18 protein-coding genes and 1 pseudogene are annotated in these 23493 nt (G+C 38.4%); 16 read left to right on the top strand and 3 right to left on the bottom strand.

What is annotated here, in order from left to right; all coding sequences use genetic code 11:
• Positions 1–321: 321 nt before the first annotated feature.
• Entirely contained in the window at positions 322–2121 is a 1800-nt protein-coding gene (locus ACFQ4A_RS17100) for a sensor histidine kinase (protein WP_382402606.1), read from the bottom strand.
• Positions 2118–2804, bottom strand: coding sequence for a response regulator transcription factor (locus ACFQ4A_RS17095; protein ID WP_382402605.1), 687 nt, complete (start codon positions 2802–2804; stop codon positions 2118–2120). Before ACFQ4A_RS17095 ends, ACFQ4A_RS17100 begins: the two co-directional genes overlap by 4 nt.
• A gap of 713 nt (positions 2805–3517) precedes the next feature.
• Here ACFQ4A_RS17095 and ACFQ4A_RS17090 point away from each other — a divergent pair.
• The 4 genes from ACFQ4A_RS17090 to ACFQ4A_RS17075 all read left to right on the top strand — a co-directional run bounded on the left by ACFQ4A_RS17090 (position 3518) and on the right by ACFQ4A_RS17075 (position 7261).
• Entirely contained in the window at positions 3518–4279 is a 762-nt protein-coding gene (locus ACFQ4A_RS17090) for a DNA-binding protein (RefSeq protein ID WP_382402604.1), read from the top strand.
• The gene (locus ACFQ4A_RS17085) at positions 4272–4691 is read left to right on the top strand and encodes a hypothetical protein (protein ID WP_382402603.1); all 420 of its coding nucleotides are present in this window, start codon (positions 4272–4274) and stop codon (positions 4689–4691) included. Before ACFQ4A_RS17090 ends, ACFQ4A_RS17085 begins: the two co-directional genes overlap by 8 nt.
• A 663-nt stretch (positions 4692–5354) precedes the next feature.
• The gene (gene proB, locus ACFQ4A_RS17080) at positions 5355–6590 is read left to right on the top strand and encodes a glutamate 5-kinase (protein WP_382402602.1); all 1236 of its coding nucleotides are present in this window, start codon (positions 5355–5357) and stop codon (positions 6588–6590) included.
• Complete coding sequence (locus tag ACFQ4A_RS17075) at positions 6494–7261, top strand: glutamate-5-semialdehyde dehydrogenase (RefSeq protein WP_382402607.1); 768 nt, start codon at positions 6494–6496, stop codon at positions 7259–7261. The genes proB and ACFQ4A_RS17075 overlap by 97 nt, the downstream gene beginning before the upstream one ends.
• A 320-nt stretch (positions 7262–7581) precedes the next feature.
• Here ACFQ4A_RS17075 and ACFQ4A_RS17070 read toward each other — a convergent pair.
• Positions 7582–8604 (bottom strand): annotated as a pseudogene (locus tag ACFQ4A_RS17070) (EAL domain-containing protein).
• Positions 8605–8618: 14 nt separating this feature from the next.
• On the opposite strand from ACFQ4A_RS17070, the gene ACFQ4A_RS17065 reads away from it, so the two are divergent.
• The 12 genes from ACFQ4A_RS17065 (at position 8619) to brxC (ending at position 23485) form a co-directional block, all read left to right on the top strand.
• Positions 8619–8957 (top strand): sigma-70 family RNA polymerase sigma factor, encoded by a 339-nt coding sequence (locus tag ACFQ4A_RS17065; RefSeq protein ID WP_382402601.1) that lies wholly within the window; start codon positions 8619–8621, stop codon positions 8955–8957.
• Positions 8958–9327: 370 nt separating this feature from the next.
• Positions 9328–10332 (top strand): LacI family DNA-binding transcriptional regulator, encoded by a 1005-nt coding sequence (locus ACFQ4A_RS17060; RefSeq protein ID WP_382402600.1) that lies wholly within the window; start codon positions 9328–9330, stop codon positions 10330–10332.
• Positions 10333–10528: 196 nt separating this feature from the next.
• A complete protein-coding gene (allB, locus tag ACFQ4A_RS17055) occupies positions 10529–11902 on the top strand; it encodes an allantoinase AllB (RefSeq protein WP_382402599.1) in 1374 nt (457 codons plus the stop codon).
• Positions 11903–12272: 370 nt separating this feature from the next.
• Entirely contained in the window at positions 12273–13175 is a 903-nt protein-coding gene (locus tag ACFQ4A_RS17050) for an NAD-dependent epimerase/dehydratase family protein (RefSeq protein ID WP_382402598.1), read from the top strand.
• A gap of 36 nt (positions 13176–13211) precedes the next feature.
• Complete coding sequence (locus ACFQ4A_RS17045) at positions 13212–14825, top strand: sodium:solute symporter family protein (protein ID WP_382402597.1); 1614 nt, start codon at positions 13212–13214, stop codon at positions 14823–14825.
• A gap of 140 nt (positions 14826–14965) precedes the next feature.
• Entirely contained in the window at positions 14966–15217 is a 252-nt protein-coding gene (locus ACFQ4A_RS17040; protein WP_382402596.1) for a hypothetical protein, read from the top strand.
• 95 nt (positions 15218–15312) lie between these two features.
• A complete protein-coding gene (locus ACFQ4A_RS17035; protein ID WP_382402595.1) occupies positions 15313–16266 on the top strand; it encodes a sugar kinase in 954 nt (317 codons plus the stop codon).
• Between the two features lie 10 nt (positions 16267–16276).
• Positions 16277–16903, top strand: a complete 627-nt coding sequence (locus ACFQ4A_RS17030; protein ID WP_382402594.1) for a bifunctional 4-hydroxy-2-oxoglutarate aldolase/2-dehydro-3-deoxy-phosphogluconate aldolase — start codon at positions 16277–16279, stop codon at positions 16901–16903.
• A 104-nt stretch (positions 16904–17007) separates the two neighbouring features.
• Positions 17008–18162 carry a sialidase family protein gene (locus tag ACFQ4A_RS17025; protein WP_382402593.1) on the top strand — a complete coding sequence of 385 codons (1155 nt, stop codon included), beginning with the start codon at positions 17008–17010 and terminating at the stop codon, positions 18160–18162.
• A gap of 579 nt (positions 18163–18741) precedes the next feature.
• Complete coding sequence (locus ACFQ4A_RS17020; RefSeq protein ID WP_382402592.1) at positions 18742–19344, top strand: DUF1819 family protein; 603 nt, start codon at positions 18742–18744, stop codon at positions 19342–19344.
• 2 nt (positions 19345–19346) lie between these two features.
• Positions 19347–19928: a DUF1788 domain-containing protein gene (locus ACFQ4A_RS17015; protein ID WP_382402591.1), complete on the top strand. Its 582-nt coding sequence runs from the start codon at positions 19347–19349 to the stop codon at positions 19926–19928.
• A gap of 14 nt (positions 19929–19942) precedes the next feature.
• Complete coding sequence (gene brxC, locus ACFQ4A_RS17010) at positions 19943–23485, top strand: BREX system P-loop protein BrxC (RefSeq protein ID WP_382402590.1); 3543 nt, start codon at positions 19943–19945, stop codon at positions 23483–23485.
• The last annotated feature ends 8 nt before the right edge of the window (positions 23486–23493 follow it).

Raw genomic sequence — 23493 nt, 5'->3', positions numbered from 1 at the left:
TTCAAATACATTATATTTTTCTTGGAAATCATTCATAACGGTCAACTCCCAGGTAATTTAATAGGTTTTTACCTAGTGTTGACACCTATATGAGGTTTTAGACTAAACACTAAATAGCGAAGAAGCATCTTTCATCTATCCTTTCTTTTTCAAAGCTACGTTTTAAAGATTAATAGACAGATGTAAAGATTGGGTGCAGATAAGGTCAATACCGTATAAAAAATTTGTAACTTGAAGGAATCGGTTTTGCGGTCATTTCATACAAAAAAGCCATCCGTTCAACCCCATTGAACGGATGGCTTACACGCTTAATAAAAATATCTACTCTTTTTTAGTCAAATAGAAGTAAAACAGCACGCCTTTTTCTGTATTCGTTACACCGTACTCCACACCATGAAGTTCTAAAATATTTTTTGAAATAGAAAGCCCTAAGCCAGTACTTCCTTCCGAACGCCCGCGAGACGTATCTCCACGATAAAAACGATCCCATATTTTCTCTAAATGTTCCTCTGCAATAGGAGCCCCGTTATTTTCCACACTTACTTTTACACGATCCCGCTCATTCTTAGTGGAAATAATAATGTTTTTATTTTCTGGCGTGTAACGAATTGCGTTGGTAATAAAGTTCGTAATCACTTGTTCTATTCGGTGTTGATTGGCAACGACCTCACTCCCGGAAAGCTGTTTATGCACATGTAATTGCTTGTCAGCGATGTCTAAAGCTAATTGTTCGCAAATATGCTCGATGATCTGATCAATATAGAAGACATCCATTTCCATTTTGTACGTGCCGGATTCAAATTTTGCCAATTCGAGCATATCGACAATGAGCATATCCATTTTATCGACTTCTTTTGCCATTGCGTTAAAATAATAATCTTTTTTATCCTTAGCGACACCATCTTCTAAAATGGAGATACAGCTCTTCAATATACTTAAAGGTGTCTTTAATTCATGTGACACACCGGAAATAAATTCTTTACGTGTATTTTCCAGTTGTTTTTCCTTCTCGATATCCTCCTGCAATTGATTAATATGTGAATGCAGCGTGGTAGAGAGGCTATTAATATTGTGTGATAACGTTCCAATTTCATCCTTTGACCTGACAGGTATGGTCTCGGAAAAGTCCAAGTTGACAATTTTGCTGGTCGTATCGTTTATTTGCAGCAAAGGTTTGGCGATTTTTTTTGAATAATAGAAGGAAGCCAGGACAATCAGGAGCAGTACAAATATAATTAAGTAAACATAATAATCTTCCAACATTTGTACAGCTTCATCAATTGGCTGCAATGAGGTCATAGCAAAAATATAAGCAGTTTTACCATTCACATCTTTTATCGGTTTGATTATTATTTTGTACTTAATATCATTTTTCTCATAGTCCATTGTTTTCGCATGGCCATTATAATTTTCATTCAGTAGCAGATTCACCTGAAATTGTTTGATTCTTTCTATAAAAACACGATTTGTATAAATAGTTGAACGTACGGCCCCTTCAGGTAATTGTAATTCCTTAATTTGTCCCGTTAAATATATCTTCGAGCCTCCTGCTGGTGAAGGCTCTGTTTCAGCGGGTTCTGTTTCAGTTTTGTTGCCGTATAACTTTTCTGACATCTGCTTATTCTCTAACACAAAGTTCCTGTTATTTCTGGTTAAAATAGTTGGAACAACTGTATCATCTTTTATTACCCCATCAATCATAATACGCTTTCCCTGTTGTAAATTAAACTTTACCCTTTCGATATCTTCTAAACCAATAAAACTGTACAAAGGGATGGTAATATCACGATTAGCGAGGTCTTTATTCAGAGAAGTATCTGAATGAATTTTCACAGAAAAATCATTCGCGTATTTAATATTTCCTGCACGATCCAACGTTGTAATCCACGTCGAATGTTCCTGGTAGAAATCCTGTTCCAGCATTTTAATCTCTTGTACATCATCACCGGCCTTCAGGTATTCTTCCTTAAAAGACTGTATACTCGTTTTAATATCATTTACCTTCTGGGTTGCATAATATTGCTTGAAAAATATCGTTTGTCCAATATAAATCGTTGCTAAAATGAGCATGCACAATAACGTTGTCAGCAAAAATAGTTTTAATACAATGCCTTTTTTCATGATTTTCCCTCAAATTTGTACCCTGCCCGAATAACCGTGATAATACAATTTGCTTTATTGCCCAATTTGTGTCGCAGATTACGGATGTGGCTATTGATTGTACGGTCATCACCAGCAAATTCATACCCCCAAATTTTTGTGATTAGTTGTTCTCTCGTAATAATAATCCCTTGATTTTGTATTAAATAGGTTAATATTTCAAACTCTGTGTATGTCAAACTGATACTTTCTCCATCTACCGTCACTGTACGTGTTGGGAAATGGGCACGGATACCATTACTGACTAACGTATCTTCATCAGGCAGCTGGACTGCTTGAAAGAATCGGCTGTCAATTAATCGTTTTACTCTGGCCAGCAGAATTGGCGGGCTGTATGGTTTTGTGACATAATCATCAGCACCTAATTCAAAACCAAGTAGTGTATCATCCTCATCCGCACGTGCTGTCAACATAATAATCGCCACATTGGAAGTTTTGCGGATTTTCCTGCAAACAGACCACCCATCCAACTCCGGCAGCATAATATCTAGAATAATTAAATGTACGTCATGTTCTTTAAAAATAGCTAACGCTTCATTTCCATCTGCAGCTTCCAATACGTTATATCCTGCATTCAGCAAATAATCTTTAACGATTTCACGTAAAATATCTTCATCTTCCACGATTAATATTGTTTTTGGCATTTTTACCCCTCGCTGTGTTAAAAAAATTGTAGTTATGAAAAGAATAACATAATGATGTAAAGATGAGATGAAGATAATGGGGAAAAGCCCCCGGACCACTCCACTTTTGAGTAATTCTGCCCGGCTGCCGATGGACACGTTATTTAATGTTTCACATGATTTTTTACATTCACCTAAAGTATGTGTATAATGATGAACCCCTCTATGTATACAATCGAAAAAAGGTGATAAAAGGTGTTACCCAGCTTGATTCGGCGGGGGCTGGAAGCGGGAAACCATGGCAAACAGTGCCTGGCACCGTTCACCTGGAGAATCGTACTTATACTTCCAAACGTTGTTAGTATTCCTTCACCGCTTTTCGCATATGGTTATACAAGCGGACGGAAAGGGGAAGAGCAATAAAAGAATGAATTATTGACAAATAGTGTTATTTAGAAGAGAGATGGAGACAAGTGGATACTTTTGAAGAAGTGTCAGAAAAGGTTGTACGTTCGAATGCAACACTTGGGAGCCGAATAAATTCGGTTTTCCCAAAGGAGAAGAAAAAGAGAAGTAGAAGTTGAATGCGATTGTTGCGGAACATAAGAAAAGTTCACGTATGTTTTTTCTGTGACTGGTTATAATGGTTAACAGTATTATATAAATCATTAATTAATTAAAATTGACCTTTTATTAACAGTGAAGCTATAATGGAGGTGAGAGAGGTGAAAATGATGACTGCGACGATATTTGAAGAAACAGAAAAAGATATTGAAAATGCTTACAAGTTACAAAGTAAACCAAAGATTGAAAAAGAGACAAGTTATGTTTTGAGCCAAATTATAGTCATCATGTTAGGGGCTTTTAAGGATCGCCTAAAGGAAATTACCTTTGATGCGACCTACCTTCATTTCAATGAGCAGTACATTTTATCGGACAATAATCGTCTAGTGTTACTGGAATGGTTAAAACGTCTGATGTTGCTTAACATGCCAACCAGTGATTTAGAATTTGGAAAACTTAAGTTGGATTTAGAGGACTGGTATTATCAAATTAGTGGTAAAGATATTGTTTTGGAATACCGGGAGGACTATTTGATCAAACCAAAACAAGCGGCAGAACTTCTGGGCGTATCTAATGTGACCCTGAACAAATATATGAAACAGGGGTTTGAATATATAGATACGTCTTCTCATAATAAGATTCCAAAACATGCGGTAGATCTTTGGAAAGACCCAGTGTACTGCATTAAGATGCAATACCTCTATCAAGAGAAGAAGCGATTACGTCAAACACCTGAAGAACGTTTAAGTGAAGTTTATGAAGAACTGATGCAATATAAAAAGAAATACAAGACGCCTTACATTGAAAAAGCATTTGAAGGAATAGAGATTGATTCGGTGGATGATCCCTCTGATTACTATGAATGGCGGGATCTCCTTGAAGAGGAAGAGCAGTTAACCAATAAAATTATAGGGGAAAAGGATATTGAGTAGAGAAACGGAAAAAATCCTTCTGCCTGCTGACATCCCAGAGATATTAGGGAAATATGGTGATTTATTCTGCAATTATACGCAATTGCCATCAAAGGATTCAATATATGGTAATTATAAGCGAACCAATCATAAGTTATCGGTACTGTTTCCACTAATAGAACACCCTGTACATGGGAAGACAGGGTTACATGCAACTGAAAAATATGAAGATGGCTTTGTCATAGAGTACCATTATCAATGGAAAATTATTATTCCAAAAATGGGAAAGCTGTATCACATATTTCGGCATGGGAAAATGAGCCACACGATAAACCACGGACAAAGGAGAAATACAAAATTAAATCAGAACCTCACCACCATCATCATGTACCTGGTGACAGGGGCCAGCGAAAGGAAAATTGGGACATCTTAAGCTTAGATGATGCCTTCTCTTTCGTTGCTCATTACATAGGTAGTGGTGAAGCGTACAAGCCATAGAGGGCTCCCTTACGAAAGAGTTCTGTTTTCAATTATCAATAAAGACGGACATAAACGGTTTCGGCTCTTACGCATAAAACTTGTTCTTAACCGCTTCTCAGCCGGCATATGCCCGGATGCCTCAGCCAATCCATACGCTTCATAATACCCATTTGGCACGACGTCGGTTTAGCGATAAATTCCGACTGCAACATATCGCCGATTTTCCGGTTGAAATTCTTCCAAGCTGTCAGATGCTGCTGCCCTCTAATCCGGAAGTGACAGGCACTTGACATTCACGTTCAAGTGGAGCATAATAAATCTTAAATTAATGTAAGGTTCGGCGTTGATAGGGTCAGTAAATAGTACACGGAACGAAAGAGAGTTGAGTCCACCGGCTGAAAGATTCCAGCGTTTTTCAGGCTATCGAACCTACCCTTTGAGCTGTTGGGTGCATAACCCAGCCTTTTTCCTGCGTTACGGGGAAGAGAGGGCATCATTGTCTTTTGGTGCCAAAAAAGGTGGTACCGCGGAGCGTAGACGCTTTTCCGTCCTTTGCAACATTGTGCGAAGGATGGATAAGGGTCTTTTTTAGTTTGTAGAGGAGATGTATGATCCTATGGCAAAAAAGCGAATTGTGGTGAAGATCGGCAGCAGTTTGTTGACGAATAAAAACGGCGGGCTCAGCGAAAGCAAACTGAACGAACACGCAGAGGCATTGGCATATCTGAAAAAACGAGGCTATGAAGTGGTCCTGATTTCTTCGGGAGCTGTTGCGGCTGGCTTTAGCGAGCTTGGTTACCCGTCCCGTCCTGTTACACTCGCAGGCAAACAAGCGGCAGCGGCAGTGGGCCAGGGATTGTTAGTGCAGGCATACACAGAGGCTTTAAGGGCTCATGGCATCGTTGCCGCACAATTGCTGTTAACGCGAAATAATTTTGGGAATCAAGCACAATACGGGAATGCTTACAGTACGCTGACAGGGCTTTTAAAGCAGTCGGTTTTGCCGATTATAAACGAAAATGACTCGGTTGCAGTTGATGAATTGACTTTCGGGGACAATGATATGCTGTCTGCGCTGGTCAGTGGTCTTGTCCATGCCGATTTTTTGATCATGCTGACGGATATTAATGGACTGTATGAGAGCAATCCGCGGATAAATCGCACAGCAAAACGTTACGATTTTTTGCCTGCCGTAACAGACGACCTTTTTAATCATACCAAAAGCGATTCGGGTTCCAAGTTCGGAACAGGCGGCATGACATCGAAACTGTCAGCTGCACAAACGGCCCTGTCACTCGGCGTTCCCGTATTTGTCGGAACCGGTACCGGACAGGAAAAACTCATTCATATTTTGAACGGGGAAGGCGATGGCACTTATATTGGTGACAGCAAGACGCACAATTTAAAAAAGCCGAAGCAATGGATTGCGTTCCACTCGCCTATTTCGGGAAAAATCGAAATCGATGAAGGGGCAGAACGGGCGATTATGTCGAACGGAAAAAGTCTGCTGCCGGCGGGAATCAAAGCATTTGAAGGCACGTTTGACATAGGGGATGTCGTCGAAATCATCAACGCTTGCAAAACAGTCATAGGAAAAGGCCAGGTGAATTATTCGTCTTCGGATTTAAATACAATCAAGGGACTCTCGAGCGGGGAAGCCATGATAAAAACGGAACGAAACCACCCGGAAGCGATTCACCGCGTCTGCGCGGCAGTTCCTCAGCGCTTCATTCCAATAAGGCGCTTGTCGACGTTATTCACCGTGCACTTGAGCAATCGGATCTTCCTGAGGATGCCGTGCAGCTGCTTGAAGATAACAGCCGGGAGACAGCTGCTGAGATGTTCAAGCTGAATGACTATCTTGACGTTTTCATTCCACGCGGCGGACAAAACCTCATTCAAACCGTCGTGGAACAATCATCAATTCCGGTATTGGAAACGGGTTCGGGAAATTGTCACGTCTTTATTGATGAAACCGCAAAACCACAAATGGCGATTGATATAACCGTCAATGCAAAAACACAGCGCCCTTCAGTTTGTAACGCTGCAGAAACGGTCATTGTCCATGAAGCGTGGGCGAAAAACCATTTGCCTGAGCTTGTTAAGAACCTCCAGGAACATCATGTTGAATTGCGGGCCGATGACAGAGCACAGGAAATCGCCGGGAGTCTTGTGCCGGCAACAGAACAAGACTGGGAAACCGAATACCTGGATAAAATCTTAGCCGTCAAAATTGTTTCAAATGCTAAGGACGCTATTGCACACATCAACCGTTACGGCACAAGCCATTCAGAGGCCATTATTACAGAATCAGATGACCATGTGTTGGAATTTTTTAACAATGTGGATGCCGCAGCCCTTTATCACAGCACCTCGACGCGTTTTACAGATGGTTTTGAATTCGGGTTTGGTGCTGAAATCGGCATTAGCACGCAAAAATTACATGCCCGCGGACCGATGGGGCTTCCAGCATTAACTTCAACGAAATATACAATCCGCGGTGAGGGGCAAATTAAAGAATAAGTTTTTTAAGTTTCTCTCGTACCAGATAACGTTGTTCCGGCAATTAAGTGGGCACGAACGATAACCATGCGGATTGTTAGCGTTATATAACCATTCTTTTGTTTATGGAAAAAAGTGCCTGGCACTGTCCACCAAAGAAGTTTAGTTGGGGGGTGTCGGGAATGGAACGGATTCTTCATTTGTAATGAAACCAGAACAAAAGACTTCTAAACCAGTGAATAAATTACGTTCTATACACATTGTACACGTTGTAAATAACAACTAACATGAGAGTAAGCACATCAGGTATGGTTAGATGCAATCCATACCTGATGTGCTTCTTAACTGTTAATGCTTGCTGTCAAGTGCGTCATGCTGCTCTTGTCGAATGGTGTTGTATAAATAAGGGATAGCTGATGCATTGACCGGTTAACTCCAATAGAACCCTTGGCCTTCATGGCACTTTTGACTTTGCAGATAGGCCAATTGGTCATAACTTTCAATGCCTTCAGCCAAAACCGTGAAATTAAGATTCTGTCCATATTAATGATGGTATTGACGGTAACGTCGTCGTCAAAATCCAAATCATGAATGAAGGATTTATCAATTTTAAGGGTATTGATAGGCAATTGCTTGAGATAATTGAGTGAAGAATACCCTGTTCCAAAGTCATCAATGGAAATGTTGACACCTAATGCCTGGAGATCGTTAATGACTGCTGCTGATTCGCTGACATTTAGGATGGCTCCTTCTGTCAACTCTAAATCCAAATAGGCTGGATCAATCTTTGTGTCCATTAAAATAGCTTTTAAATCCTTGATGAAATCCCGATCCCTCAATTGGACAGGCGATACATACATTAACGGAAACTCTCTGTAAGAAAATACCTTCATCCTGCCATGCCTTTAATTGGTGGCAGACTGACATAAGAATCCATTTGCCGCAGGGATAATTAGTCCTAATTTTTCCAAAGGCGGAATGAATTCTGCCGATGATACAGCACCCAATTGCGGACTATGCCAGCGCAGAAGCGATTCCAAACCGACGATCTGCCCGCTTTCTAATTCGATGAAAGGCTGATAGATAATAGAGAACTGAACATTTTCCAGAGCAAATCTTAGTTCATGTTCCATCTGTTGATAGCGCGCCATATCATGGTTTTGGCTTTGTGTGTTAAAGCAATACGTGTTGCCGCCTTGCTTCTTGGCATGGTACATGGCTGTATCGGGGTTCCGGATAAATGTTTCAATGGCTTTTGACCGATGATCATGCCCTGCCTGGAGTTGATTAATACTAATACCTATACTGGTTGTCACCTTGATTGGGTGGTGATCAAGATAAATAGGCTTCTCAAATTGGTTGATAATCTCACTGGCAAATGCCTCAACATCTTCATGCTTATAGACGTTATCCAGTAAGATTTGAGCAAAACAAACAGCGGATTCATTATCAGATTCACAAGATAAACATTCGCGATCCGCATCAGGAATTCTTCCAGGAGGGCTTAGTCGCGCTGTGGAATGCGTATGAAACCTATCAGCCTGACAAAGGTCCCATGGCAACGTACTTCAACTACATGGTCCGCAACCGTCTGATTGACCGTATGCGCAGGGAAACCCGCCAACGCGAGATCGAGAAGGAAGCGATTCAGGAACAAAAAACACAGCTCACTGACGGTAATTATCACCGTCACCAAAGCGAAACGACCCTCTGGTAAATGAATACCACTTCCCACTGAACGATCCAAGCCTGTGGAAAAACTTAAGATCCCAAGTGACCGACAATCAATGGAAATGGGTGCATTATCGCATCGGTGATTAGCTTTATCCGGTAAATCCATAATTTGTAGGGGAAAACTTGCATATTATTGATAGAAAATCCATCCTTAGTTTCTTCATAAATCGCAAAACTAGAATATCAAATGCAAGAAATTTAGCAAGTGATAGAATCACCAACTATTTCAGATGAGGATTCTTTTGAGCGGAAATTAAAAATTTATTTTTTAATTGCACTTGAAAAGTATTTTTGAATACTTTATACTACTATTAAACCGTTTTACTAAACCGGTTTAGGAAGGCGGTGGTTAGTTGAAAAAAGTGACTATGTTAGATGTGGCAAACCATGCTGGAGTTTCAAAGAGTACTGTATCCCAATATCTAAATAAAAGATATGATTATATGGCTGTTGAAACCAAAAGTAAAATTGAGGAAGCAATAGATGAACTACAATATCAGCCTAATATTATAGCAAGAAGTCTGAAAGTGAAATCAACTAAGACAATTGGAGTAATTGTAGCGAATATTTTACATGAGTTTTCCACTCAGATAATTCGCGCTATAGAAGATGTTTGTCATGAATTAGGTTTCCATATTATTGTTTGTAATGCTGATGAAAATCCAGTAAAAGAAGAAAAGTATATAAATATGCTTTATGCGAAACAAGTTGATGGGATAATTATTTTTCCTACAGGTGAAAATATTGATTTATACAAACAATTGCAAAGTAGTAAATTCCCAATTGTTTTTATGGATAGATTGGTTCCTGAAATTAATATTGCCTCAATATTGCTTGACAATGAGAATGCGTCAGCAGTGGCTGTTGAAGAGTTTATTACTAATGGTTATAGTCGGATAGGTATTGTAACAACTTCTGCTTTTAAAAATGTGACACCTAGATTGGAGCGAATAAGCGGGTATAAAAAGGCCATGCAAAAATATGATTTATCAATGGTTTCAGATTACATAAGAAGTGTAGAAAGTGATAGTATTCAATTGGAATTAAAAAAAATGCTTAGTTTACCCGAACCGCCACAAGCAATTTTAGCCGGAAATGATTTGGCACTAATTGAAATTCTAAAGTTTGTAAAAAAAGCTAAGCTCTCAATACCAGGGGATATCTCAGTAATTGGAATTGATGATGTTTCGTTTGCAGATTTATATAACCCACCATTAACAACTATAAAACAACCAACATTTGAGATGGGTAAGATGGCTGCAGAACTTTTACTTAATAAGATTGACGGAGCGGATAATGTTTTACCAAAAAATATTTATCGGTTCAGACCTAAGTTAATTAGGAGATCCTCTTGTTGAAATTAGTATTTATTATTGAGTACTTACTATTCAAATTATGAAAGCGTTTTTTAATAACGGTCGCTTTTATATAAACTATCTACAACATAGATTTATACTAAATCGGTTTAGTAAAACTTATTATTTATCATGGGATTCTATTAAGCAACTAATTGATACTTTAGGATAGTTAAACAAGAGAAAGGGGCGAATATACATGGGTAATATATATGATACCTCGATAGTCAATGGAACAATTGTGTTGGAAGAACAAGTAGTGAAGGGTACCATAGTAATTCAAGATGGGAGAATTGCAGGAATTTTGGATGAAAATAGTACAGTTGAAAGTCAAAAGATCATAGATGCTGCTGGGATGGTTGTATTCCCGGGTGCAATCGATCCCCACGTTCATTTATGGGAACCTAGTCCTCAAGACTATAGAGAAGATTATAAGTATGGTTCTAAGGCTGCGGCTTCGGGAGGAGTAACAACTTTAATAGAAATGCCTTTAAGTGTTCCGCCGGTAATTGATAGTGAGTCATTTTACCTTAAAAAGGAAATTGGAGACAAAAATTCTGTAGTTGATTTTGCGCTTTGGGGCGGATTAATTCCTAATTCGGTAGATAATCTCGGTGAAATGCATGAATTAGGATGTGTCGGTTATAAGGCATTTATATCATATGCTAATGAAAATTATCCACATACACCAGATGATGTTTTATATAAAGCTATGAAGAACGCAGCAAATTTTAATGGCCTTGTTGGGGTACATGCTGAAAACGCTGACATAGTAGAAACTGAAAGTAAAGATATGGAACAGCGTGGAATTTTAAACCCCGAATCGTACCCAGATGGAAGACCAGCATTAGCAGAATTGGAAGCTATGAAAAGAGCTATTTTACTTGCGGAAAAAACTAATTGCCGTTTACACATTGTCCATATGTCAGTAGGAGAGGGTGGGGAAATAGTTCGCAAAGCTAAAGAGAAGGGAATTAACGTTTCAAATGAAACATGCCCACATTATTTATTGTTTGATAAATCTATCCTGAAAGAGAAGGGGCCGTTTGCCAAATGTAATCCACCTATAAGATCATTGGAAAATAAAGAAGCACTTTGGGAACAAATATTCAAGGGCAACATTGACTTTATTGGCTCTGATCATTCACCGTACACTGATAAAGAAAAGCTTGAAGGTAAAGACAATATATGGAAGGCCTTTCCCGGGTTCGGGGGAATAGATGTGTTACTTCCGGCAATGATAAGCGAAGGTGTAAATGCTAGAGGTCTCGGTTTAGTCGAATTAGCAAAAATGATTTCAACTAATGTAGCGAAAACATTCGAATTATATCCCAAAAAAGGGGCAATAAAGATTGGTTCAGACGCCGATTTGGTATTAGTAGATTTGAATGAAGAATGGGTTTATAAAGGGGAAAATTCATTTTCTAAAACAAAAAGTTCACAAGGTATTTATGAAGGGTATAATTTCAAAGGTAAAGTAGTAGCGACAATGTCTCGGGGTACTGTAGTCTACGAAAATGGCGAAATTCTTGAGGAATCCACTTACGGAAAGTTTGTACCAATTCAACGATAACTATCAATATCCTTTCAATTATTTTATTGGATTGATTTTATAAGTAAACGAGTTTATTGCTCTTAGATCTTTCACAAAAGTATAATTTTGCAAAGACTTATACGTGAAGTTTGGATAATATACTTCTAAAAAATGGATGGAACGTAAACGTTTTAATTGAATGTGCATAGGTGCAGTATTTACAATCATTGGGACTTTTCGCACCTTCACTGGGAATTTGTATACCTATAACTGGTTTTGGGCATTGGATTCGAAGGTGCTATTTACTTTATATTAGTCTGGCAAACTTAAAAGTAATAAAGAGAATCTAGTGAGTATTTTTGTAATACTCGAAAAATTCACTAAAAAGAAGCAGGTTGGGATGTTATATATGAATATTTTAGTATCAGGAAGTTCGGGATTAGTAGGTTCAGCTGTTATGGATTTACTTCACAATAAAGGTCATACTGTTGTTGGTTTTGATCAAAAAAGATCGCGTATTACTGATAAATTTACTGTTGAAACAGGAGATTTATGCGATTTTCCAAGATTGGTATCAATAGTGAAAAAGTATGAAATCAATGCAATTGTTCATTCAGGTGGGATTTCACATCCTCATGCAGGAGAGATATCGCCCTATCAGACAGTGAAAACAAACATACTGGGAACGTCTACAGTTTTTGAAGTAGCAAGATTATTTAATATAAATAACATAGTATATTTGAGTTCAGGAGCTGTATACGGCAATAATTCATCCACTGTAACTACGTTAGAAAATAAGGCTCATCCAGAGAATATGTATGCAGTGTCTAAACTAACGGGTGAGTATCTAGGAGAAGTATATAATAGAAATCACGGGATGAATGTTATTTCTTTACGTCTAGCCTTTGTTTATGGTCCAAATCGTTTTATGCCAGACCCGATTAAATCCATTTTGGAAAGGGCTGTATATGGAGTTGATATACATGATGCTAAGGGTGCGGATCAACAATTGGAATTTATTTATGTAAAAGATGCTGCTCTTGCTGTATATAAGGCGTTAAAGGTAGAAAAGTGCAATTCAAGTATTTTTAATATTGGGACGGGCTGTAATTCTACTATTAATGAAATCGCTGAGGTAGTAAGTAAGATATATCCCAAAGTATCAATCCAGATTGGACCTGGGGATTTGGGTTATGATTTTATTGGTGCATTTGATTGTAGTGAAGCTCAGAAGCAGTTAGATTTTAAGGCTAAATATGATCTTAAAGAAGGTATTATTGATTATGCGAATTTTTTGGAGAAAAATAAGTAGATGTTTATTAAACACATATGGTAGGTGAATTAAAAAATGGAGAAGGCAATTTCAGTAGGTACGGTTGATTACTTTATTATTTTTAGTTACTTCGCTTTCGTAATAGTAGTTGGATTAATTCTTCGAAAGCTTATTAAAACAGATGGTGATTTCTTTTTGTCAGGTAGGAACCTTCCGGCTTGGATTACGAGTATTGCATATTTGGCTGCAAATTTAGGTGCATTAGAATTATTGGGAATGGCAGCAAGTGGAGCGCAATATGGAATGTTAACTATGCATTATTACTGGATGGGAGCAGTACCAGCAATGATTTTTGTAGGATTGTATATGTATCCCTTCTTTTATGCATCAAAAGCAAGATCTATCCCTGAGTATTTGAAATTCCGATTTAACGAAGCGACTCGGGGATTAAATGCAGTTACATTTTTTATATTAACCATTCTATTTTCAGGTATTAGTTTATACGCTATGGGATTAATTTTTAGCGTATTACTGGGATGGTCGATGGCTTTTAGTATAATTGTAGCGGCTATAGTGGTTTTAATATACGTATGGCTTGGTGGATTAACTTCATCTATATACAACGAGGTTATTCAATTTTTCTTAATATGGATCGGGTTATTACCTGTTGCTTTGATTGGAATGTACAAGTTTGGAGGCATCAGCGGTATTTTGGCTAACATGCCTGAGTCCTTTACACATCTTTGGCAAGGTTTAGGTAGTACTGCCGATAATCCAATGGGTGTAAGTTGGTTTGGAATTATTATAGGGCTTAGCTTTGTTCTTTCATTTGGATATTGGATGACAGATTTTTTAGTCGCACAAAGGGCGTTTGCTGCTAAAGATGTAAGAGCAGCTCAAAACACACCAATCTACGCAACCTTTTTTAGAATTATAGTGCCAATTGTAGTTATTGTTCCGGGATTTATTGCTATTCCACTTTTTCCAGAGCTTGGTCAAAGTCCTGACATGCCATATAACCTAGCATTGCCACTTACAATAGCTGAATTATTACCTGAAGGATTATTTGGTCTTGGTATAACAGCTTTATTGGCTGCATTCATGAGTGGTATGGCGGGTAATGTAACAGCCTTTACCACTGTTTGGACTTACGATTTATACCAAGGTTATATTAAAAAAGATGGTAATGACCAACATTATATTAAAGTTGGGCGATTAATGGTTATTATTGGTACAATACTTGCAGTTTTTGCGGCATTTTTAGCTGCGCAGTTTCCAAATATTATGGACTACATCCAAATGTTATTTTCATTCTTTAACGCTCCATTTTTTGCAACATTCTTCTTAGGAGTATTTTGGAAAAGAGCAACTGGATGGGGAGCTTTCTGGGGGTTACTCTTAGGGATAACAAGTTCATTCCTAATTTACTTCTTAGTTCCTAGTGATTTTTATAATACGATTGCAGAAGGTAACTTCTATAGAGCATTTTGGGCTTGGGTCATAACGATGATAATTACAATAGTAGTAAGCTTGTTTACAAAACCAAAAGCAGATAGTGAACTTAAAGGTTTGGTACGAGGCGTGAGTGAAAAAATATCATACAGGGATCTACCTTGGTATAAACGCCCAGGCTACCTATCCATAATTTCATTAATTATTATGGCTATAATTAACATTTATTTCTGGTAACTCGGATACCATAATCTATTGTTTAAATAAGAATAACATGGGTATCTAATCATTTTGTGCAAATATGTTTTTGTTAGACTAGATACCCACTATCAACTTTATAGTGTACAAAGTTAGAATAGAAAAAGAGGAGTGATTTCATGAGAAAGTTAATATTTGACCTTAAGTTTTTAACGGGCATAATTTTTTGTTACCTTGGTTTTGTTTTAACAGTTTACGGGTTGTTCACTAATAAACAAACAGAGTATTTTCCGTTTAATGCAAATTTGTGGTGGGGAATTTTCATTTTCCTATTTGGTCTAGCCTTTTTTATAGCTGCGTTCGTAACAAATAAAAAATCTGAGTCGTCTAAAGAATTAACAGACGATAGCGAAGCATCTAATATTCAATAGATTTCACACAAGACAGTATCAATAACCTAAATAATGATTTGTTTCGAACAAAAAAATGAACAGTGAATAAAGTAGACAGGTATAAGGAGCTAAAAATGGATATTATTACACTTGGGGAGACAATGGTTTTATTTACTCCAAATAAAGTAGGTATGTTACGGTATATGGATCAGTACTCGGCGCAAATTGGGGGTTCGGAGTCTAATGTAGCTGTAGGTTTAGTTAGGTTAGGTCACGAAGTAGGTTGGATTAGTAGATTAGGAAATGATGAATTTGGAAGAAAGATATTACGTTATTTGCGAGGAGAAGGAATAGATATAAGTCAAGTTTATTTTGATAATAGCTATCCAACAGGAATTTATTTTAAGGAAATGTTAACCAGTGAAGAAGTAAAGATACAGTATTATAGAAGTAATTCTGCGGCTACACATATAAAACCTATTGACCTGAATGAAGAATATATAGCTTCAGCTAAATTTTTGCACGTTTCTGGAATAACACCGTTACTTAGTGATGATTGCTATGAAACAGTTTTGAAAGCCATCGAGATTGCTAGAAAAAATAATGTGAAAGTCGTCTTTGATCCAAATGTTAGAAGAAAGCTTTTCTCTAAAAGTAAACTTAAAGATGTACTACTAAAAATTTCTGCTAAGTCAGATATTGTTTTACCAGGCCAAGCGGAGGGAGAATTTCTAACCGGAGAGAAAAACTCAGAATATATAGCGGAATATTTTCATAAAAATGGCGCGACCAGCGTTGTAATTAAATTAGGGGAAAATGGTGCATACTATTCTACAAAAGATGATGTAGGTTATGTTCCTGCATATCCTTTAAAACAGATAGTCGATCCAGTAGGTGCTGGCGATGGTTTCGCTACAGGGGTATTATCAGGTCTCTTGGATGGATTAGATATAAAAAGAGCCGTACAGCGTGGGACACTGATTGGTAGTTTGGTAACTATGGTTCAAGGTGATATTGAAGGCTTACCTGACAGAGCAAGGCTTGAAAGAATTACCAATAAATCAAAAAATGAAGACGTAATTAGATAGGTGGGTTATTATGAATGCCTTACAATCTATAAAAAGTAATAAATTAGTGGCAGTTATTAGAAATGTAAAAGAAAGTGATGTCATTTCGATAGGTGAGGCACTTATTGAAGGAGGCATTAAGGTGTTTGAAATCACAGCGGATTCCCCAAGCTTTTTATCATCAATTGGTAAGATAAAAAGTGAATTTGGAGCAGATGTGACAGTTGGAGCGGGTACTGTACTTGATTCGGAAACAGCTAAATCCGCCATTAATGTTGGGGCTGAATTTATCTTTTCGCCAACTATTAATATTAATACCATTAAATTGACAAAGCGCTATGGTGTGCTAAGTATTCCAGGAGCCATGACTCCAACTGAAATATTAACAGCTTATGAACATGGTGCTGATTTAATAAAGGTATTTCCCGCAAATATAATGGGACCAAAATTTATTAAGGATATTCATGCACCTCTCCCACAGGTTTCACTTATACCAACAGGTGGTGTAAACTTAAATAACATACAAGAGTATCTTAACAATGGTGCAGTAGCAGTGGGATTAGGTAATTCACTTGTTAATACGAATGTAAATATAAACAATAATGAATTGTTGGAAATAAATAATCGTGCAAAGCAATACGTTAAAAAAATTAGCTGATTGTTTTTGGAGGCAATCAGTATGTTGAAATTTTTCACCATCAAAGTTTTGAGATACACTTCAGTAATTAACTTAAAAAATTATATAAAGGAGCTTAGATATTTATGAATTCTTCATTAACACCAGCCAATATTTTTATAGAACCCTCTGATGAACGGTTTAAGGATAATTATAGGCGTTGGCAAGGAATTCCATCGATTGAGGTGACAGAAAGAGGAAGAATATTCCTTAACTTTTATTCTGGTCAAGGTGCAGAAGTCGGAGGTAATGTTATGATTTTGTGCGTAAGTGATGATTATGGAAAAACATTTCGCTCTTCTGTAACAGTTGTAGAACACCCTGATGAAGAGTGTCGTATTTATGATCCCAATCTATGGATTGACCCTTTTAAAAGATTATGGATGACATGGACTCAAACACGTGGATTTAATGATGGAAGAATGGGAGTATGGGTTTCCATTTGTGAAAACCCGGATGCGGAAAATCTTCAGTGGTCTGAACCAAGAAGAATTGCAAATGGAATAATGATGAACAAACCAATTGTTACTTCTAACAAAGAATGGTTATTCCCATGTGCAATATGGTGTAATACCAGTGGGAGCATTCCAAGTGAAGACCATGGATTACAAAATGAACAGTTTTCAAATGTTTATGTTTCAACTGATAACGGTAAAACCTTTAGTTTGAGAGGGCAAGCAGATGTTCCAAATAGACAATTTGATGAACATATGATTGTAGAAAAAGAAGATGGGATTCTATGGATGCTTGTTAGAACATTTGACGGAATAGGAGAAAGCTTTTCAAAGAATGGGGGTTATACATGGACCCCAGGTAGAAAAGGTAATATAGATGGACCATGTTCACGTTTCCATATTCGCCGTTTAAAATCTGGGAGATTGTTGTTAATTAATCATCACAATTTTAAGGAAAGAATAAGTGTAGAAGATATTATGAATCAAGGTAATGTAAAAAAGTGGAAGGGAAGAAGTCATTTAACTGCTTTATTAAGTGAAGATGATGGAAAGACCTGGCCATATTCATTATTACTCGATGAACGTAACGAAGTATCTTATCCTGATGCTTCTGAGGCTTCGGACGGATATATTTATGTGACTTATGATAGGGAACGTGTCAAAGAACGGGAAATTTTGATGGCGCGTATTACAGAAGAGGATATTCTTAGGGGGGAATGCAAATCAGAAGGTGGCATGTTAAAAAAAGTTGTAAATAAGGCAACAGGACAGCCAAATGTTGAATAACTCTGGCACGTAGGTATAGAATTTGCATCTGAACATAATTTTTCGGTACTAAGATATAAGATATATCAAATGTTCCGTTTTTATAAAGAAACTTAGAAAAAAAGGAAGTAAAATAAAGGTTTAAAATATTGGTGATAAATTTCGGGGTACTGTTTAAAAAGAACCTAAATAAAACAGGTGGGGGAAAATGATGATTCACTTCGCCTCCACCTGTTTTTATATATTTACTTGTGGATGTAATGGCTATTGAAAGTTATCGGAAAAATATGGTCAATATCTACTTGATGAAATCGACCTTCAAATGCATTGTCGATAGCAATGGAAATTGATTAGCCCGAGTTTCGGCTTAAAGATTTAGAGATCCCGTCATACCGGTATTTCTATTTTTTATTTGGTCACTACAACCTTTTTTCGGCAATTTCGTGTTTTCTTTTCAGCGGATCTTTTACCCCAGTAACTTGTAAATTTCGTTATTTATACACACCATCATAACAAAATCGCCAGACAACATTTTGCATACCATTACGTGTCGTGACATGATACAATAAACATAAAACTGGCCCAAGGGAATGGGATAATTTGGTAAATAATTGGCAATATAGCACAACAATTAAATCCAGACCTTTATTATATACCGAATCAAAAAAACTGGCACACCTTATTTTACAAGGGTATAACGAACTTGAACTGAAAGAACAGGTTATCAGCCATAATATTTTTCAGGTGAAGTCAGAAGCACGGAAAAGGGAACTTGCGTCAACAATTCTTTCAAGGCTCAATATACTGGATGAATACCTCACCAGATGCCTGATTGAAAGTGATGTTGAAACAAGTAAAATCCTGGTGCTGTATACCATTGTCAGGACAGATCGTTTATTTTACGAATTTATGGATGAAATTTTAAGCGAAAAGCTCGCCTTTCAGGATCCTGTCATAACGGATTCTGATTTCAATTCGTTTTTTGAGTCGAAGCGGCAGCAAAGTAATAAAGTTGCTGGCTGGAAGGAATACACCTTTTACAAATTGAAGCAAGTGTACATACGGATTTTGTTCGAAGCAGGGTTGCTGCTGAATCAAAAAGGCGAACGAAAAGTGGTTATACCGATTATCAATCCGGATATGATCGATCACATAAAAAAACATGATGACTCAAGATACATCAATGTGATAGCGGGAGGTTGAGTATGAAAACGATAAATGAGCGGCTGGATGAAATTCTACCCAGGATTACCGATCCTTCATTCCGTGAAAACAAAGGACTGGGTAATGAAATTGGTTATCATATATTCGATTATGAACCGGAATATGAAATGCTCGTGAGGGAGCGCGTTAAATTTATCAAAGACTCGGTCAACAATGATACGTCTGATCAAAACATCATTGAATTTGACCTGTATGAAGTCGTGCTTGACATCCTTGAGTCTAAGGGATACTTACAGAAAAATTTCAATATGGAACAGAAAAAAGGCAGTCATTTCATACTGAATGCAACACGGAAATCTTTGAGGCTGACATTGGATAATGACTTGGTCATCAAGTATATCGCTGACCATGTTCAGGAAAACGATATTGTGTTCATAACCGGGGTTGGAAAGGCGTTCCCAATCATTCGTTCACACGTTATTCTTAATAACCTTCATAAAGCTGTCGGCCAAAACCCTGTCGTCATGTTTTTTCCCGGACGGTATGATGGTCAGGAGCTGGTGCTGTTTGGTGAGATAAAAGATGAGAACTACTATCGTGCATTTCAATTGATAGATTATTAGGGGGAGAGATATCAATGCACATACGGAAAATGTTTGACCGTAAAATAGACCGTGACATTAAAGGTGTTGTCAAAGTCGGACAGGATGCCGATGAAAATATTTATCAGGAGCTGGAAGAGTATGTTGTGACCGACGAACTTCAGAAACATATCGGGGAATTTTTTGCTGCATATGAAGAAGGGATTACCGGCCCGACGGATAAAATCGGTGTCTGGATTTCCGGTTTTTTCGGATCGGGTAAATCACACTTTCTTAAAATTTTATCGTATTTGATTGAGAATCGTATCGTGAACGGTCAGCAGGCCATTGACTTTTTTGATAATAAAATTGATGATCCGGCCATTTTGTCAGATTTGAAAAAGGCTGGCCATGTCACGACAGATGTCATGTTGTTTGATATTGATGCGAAGAGTGAGTCGGATTCAATGGCCGACAGGGATTCCATTGTTAAGGTTTTGAACAAGGTATTCAACGAAATGCAAGGATTCTGCGGATCAATTCCGTGGATAGCTGAAATTGAACGGAATATGGCCAAAGATGGCAGTTACGAGGATTTCAAAAAGACATTTAAAGAGATTTCGGGCAGCGACTGGGAAGATGCCCGTGAGGATTTCTATTATGAAGAAGATGCGATTATCGAAGCGCTCTCCAGAACGACACAAATGAGTGAGGATGCAGCAAGGAACTGGTTTGAGCGGGCGGAACAGGAATATACCATCAGCATTGAGCGGTTTGCCAAACGTGTAAAAGAATACATCGATTCAAAAGGGGAGAACCATCATGTTGCTTTCCTGATCGATGAAGTCGGTCAATATATTGGCGAGAATTCGCAGGCTATGCTCAATTTGCAGACGATTGTCCATGAACTCGGCCGCCAGTGTCATGGCAAAGCGTGGATTGTTGTGACAAGCCAGGAAGACATTGATTCGGTTCTCAGTGTTAAAGGGAATGATTTTTCCAAAATCCAGGGACGTTTTGACACGAAATTGAGCCTGTCGAGTGCGTTTGTTGATGAGGTGATCAAGAAACGTATTTTAACAAAAAATGAAGCAGGCAGACAGACGCTGGAAGAAGTGTACCGGAAGAACAGCTCGATCCTTCAGAATATATTGACCTTCAAAGACAGTGCGGATATGAAAAAGTATGAAAGTGAACCGGACTTCATTGACGTGTATCCGTTCGTGCCTTATCAGTTTAACCTGCTGCAGAAGGTGTTTACCGGTGTACGGATTCATGGAGCTTCCGGAAAGCATTTGGCGGAAGGAGAGCGTTCGCTGTTAAGTGCCTTTCAGGAGTCGGCCGCCCGCTTTGCCGATCACGAGGAAGGCAAACTGGTCCCATTTCCCGCGTTCTATGAAACGATCGAAACATTCCTGGACTCCAGTATTCGCACGGTTATCATCCAGGCCCAAAACAACTCAAAGCTGGAGTCGTTTGATATCGATGTGCTGAAGCTGTTATTCCTTATTAAATATGTGAAAGAGCTTCCGGCAAACCTGGAAAATATTGCGACATTGATGATAGATCATATCGACGTGGATAAAATCGGGCTGAAACAGACAATTGAAGATTCCCTTGGCCGGCTGATCCAGCAAACGTTGATCCAGAAAAACGGCGATGACTACATTTTCCTGACTAATGAAGAGCAGGATGTCAATCGTGAAATCAAGCATATGAACATTGAAACATCACAAGTGATCCAAAAAATTGGCGAGGTCATTTTTGATGGCATCTATAAAGATAATAAATACCGTTATTCAGCCAAATATCATTTTCCGTTCAATGCATCCATTGATGATCGGCCTGTCAAAACACAATCAACTGATATCGGAATCCACGTGCTGACGCCATACGCAGATGCCGCTATGGATTACAGCGCTTCTGAACTAAAAATGATGTCAATGCGGGAAAACAACGTCATTCTGAAACTGCCCCAAGACACGTCTTATTTGGATGAAATGACAGAAATACTAAAGATACAAGCCTATTTGAAACTCAAAAGCGGTACGTCCGTTTCTCAGGTTGTTGAGGATATAAAAACCCGTAAATCACGTGAAGTAACCAACCGGCGGGAACGGGTAACCACTTATCTGACAGAAGCCTTGAAGTCAGCTGACGTCTATGTCAATTCGCAGCAAATCGACATTAAAAAGAAAAACCCGGCTGATCGTATAAACGATGCATTCCGGCTGCTGGTCAAAACGCACTACAACAAGCTGGATGATTTGAAGACATTTATTGATTCAACGAAAGAACTGCAGGATTTAATTACCGCGTCAAGCCAACTGTCGGCAGACGGCAATGATCCGAACAGCAATGCCCGCAATGAAGTGGACAGCCATATCGGCCGTCTGACTGACCGGAATCAGCAAATGACCATCAAAGGGATACGGAACTTTTTTGTGAATCCGCCCTATGGCTGGCTGGAAATGGACACGACCGCATTAATGCTGGAACTGTTTAAAGCGCAGGAGATCAAGTTCCAATTAAACAACAGTGAGTTGCAGCTGGATGATCCGAATCTGATCAATTACCTGACAAAACGTGATTATATTGACCGGGTCATTGTTAAGAAACGTGAGCGTATTTCGCCTGTTATGCTGAAAAATGTACGGGATTTAAGTCAGGAGCTATTTGGCATCTCTGCACTGCCGACAGATGAAGACGGGTTAAAAAGCAGATTTAATAAGCTACTGAAACAAGAGCATGAAAAAATTAAAGACCTTCTGGGAAACTACCGCAATCAATACTATCCTGGCGAGTCTGTCCTGAAAGAAGGCAAGAAAACAATTGAAACGTTATTGGACATCAGTGACACGGTGACATATTTCAATAAAGCCCGACAATTGCGCAATGATTTAAAAGCATACGCCAGAGATTCAAAAGAAGTCAAAAGTTTCTTTGATAATCAGCAGGATAAATTTGACGAAGCGATGAAGCGGCTGGATATCTTTGAATACAACCGGACTTATGTGACCGATGAAACAATTAACGCAACGGTTGACAAGATGGAAAAAATCGTTCGGCATGTTGAGCCATATGACCGGATACAAGAACTTCCCGGCCTGTATCAAACGTTTGATGATCATTTCGTTACCTTGCTGGAAGAAGAGTGTAAACCCGTTAAAGAGACGATTCGACGGGATGCTGATGAGATTCAGCAGGCGTTGAACAAGGACGACACGTTAAAAACAAAGCTTTCAGCCGCATTCCGTCAAAGGTTCCGGGACTTGGAAGAGCGGCTGGAACGTGTCCATAACTTGTACGAAGCCATTGCAATGGAGACAGAGAGTGACCGGTTAAAAGTCCGCTGCATGGATGAAATCGAAGGAGAACGGCAAAAAATGGCTGCAGAACAGGCGAATCCCGATACGGACAGAGGAGAAGACACACCGCCTATTGCAACACAACGAAAGACAAAGACACTTAGCAAAAATATGATGATCAAAGGGACGAAAACATTAAAATCCAAAGAAGAGGTTGATGACTTCGTGGAAGACTTAAGGGCAAAACTGCTGGATGAATTGGATGAGGATACAACGATTAATTTGGTATGACAATATAA

The sequence above is a fragment of the Lentibacillus salinarum genome, from assembly GCF_042679865.1.
Classification (GTDB): Bacteria; Bacillota; Bacilli; order Bacillales; family Amphibacillaceae; genus Lentibacillus; species Lentibacillus salinarum.
Note: the sequence above shows the minus strand (reverse complement) of the source record. Positions and strands in the feature narration are given on the sequence as shown.

Excerpts from the sequence above, each read along its gene's own strand:
- ACFQ4A_RS17100 (WP_382402606.1), bottom strand. The coding sequence starts at position 2,121 with ATGAAAAAAGGCATTGTATTAAAACTATTTTTGCTGACAACGTTATTG.
- ACFQ4A_RS17095 (WP_382402605.1), bottom strand. The coding sequence starts at position 2,804 with ATGCCAAAAACAATATTAATCGTGGAAGATGAAGATATTTTACGTGAA.
- ACFQ4A_RS17090 (WP_382402604.1), top strand. The coding sequence starts at position 3,518 with ATGACTGCGACGATATTTGAAGAAACAGAAAAAGATATTGAAAATGCT.
- proB (WP_382402602.1), top strand. The coding sequence starts at position 5,355 with ATGGCAAAAAAGCGAATTGTGGTGAAGATCGGCAGCAGTTTGTTGACG.
- ACFQ4A_RS17065 (WP_382402601.1), top strand. The coding sequence starts at position 8,619 with ATGCCTCAACATCTTCATGCTTATAGACGTTATCCAGTAAGATTTGAG.
- allB (WP_382402599.1), top strand. The coding sequence starts at position 10,529 with ATGGGTAATATATATGATACCTCGATAGTCAATGGAACAATTGTGTTG.
- ACFQ4A_RS17050 (WP_382402598.1), top strand. The coding sequence starts at position 12,273 with ATGAATATTTTAGTATCAGGAAGTTCGGGATTAGTAGGTTCAGCTGTT.
- ACFQ4A_RS17045 (WP_382402597.1), top strand. The coding sequence starts at position 13,212 with ATGGAGAAGGCAATTTCAGTAGGTACGGTTGATTACTTTATTATTTTT.
- ACFQ4A_RS17040 (WP_382402596.1), top strand. The coding sequence starts at position 14,966 with ATGAGAAAGTTAATATTTGACCTTAAGTTTTTAACGGGCATAATTTTT.
- ACFQ4A_RS17035 (WP_382402595.1), top strand. The coding sequence starts at position 15,313 with ATGGATATTATTACACTTGGGGAGACAATGGTTTTATTTACTCCAAAT.
- ACFQ4A_RS17030 (WP_382402594.1), top strand. The coding sequence starts at position 16,277 with ATGAATGCCTTACAATCTATAAAAAGTAATAAATTAGTGGCAGTTATT.
- ACFQ4A_RS17025 (WP_382402593.1), top strand. The coding sequence starts at position 17,008 with ATGAATTCTTCATTAACACCAGCCAATATTTTTATAGAACCCTCTGAT.
- ACFQ4A_RS17015 (WP_382402591.1), top strand. The coding sequence starts at position 19,347 with ATGAAAACGATAAATGAGCGGCTGGATGAAATTCTACCCAGGATTACC.
- brxC (WP_382402590.1), top strand. The coding sequence starts at position 19,943 with ATGCACATACGGAAAATGTTTGACCGTAAAATAGACCGTGACATTAAA.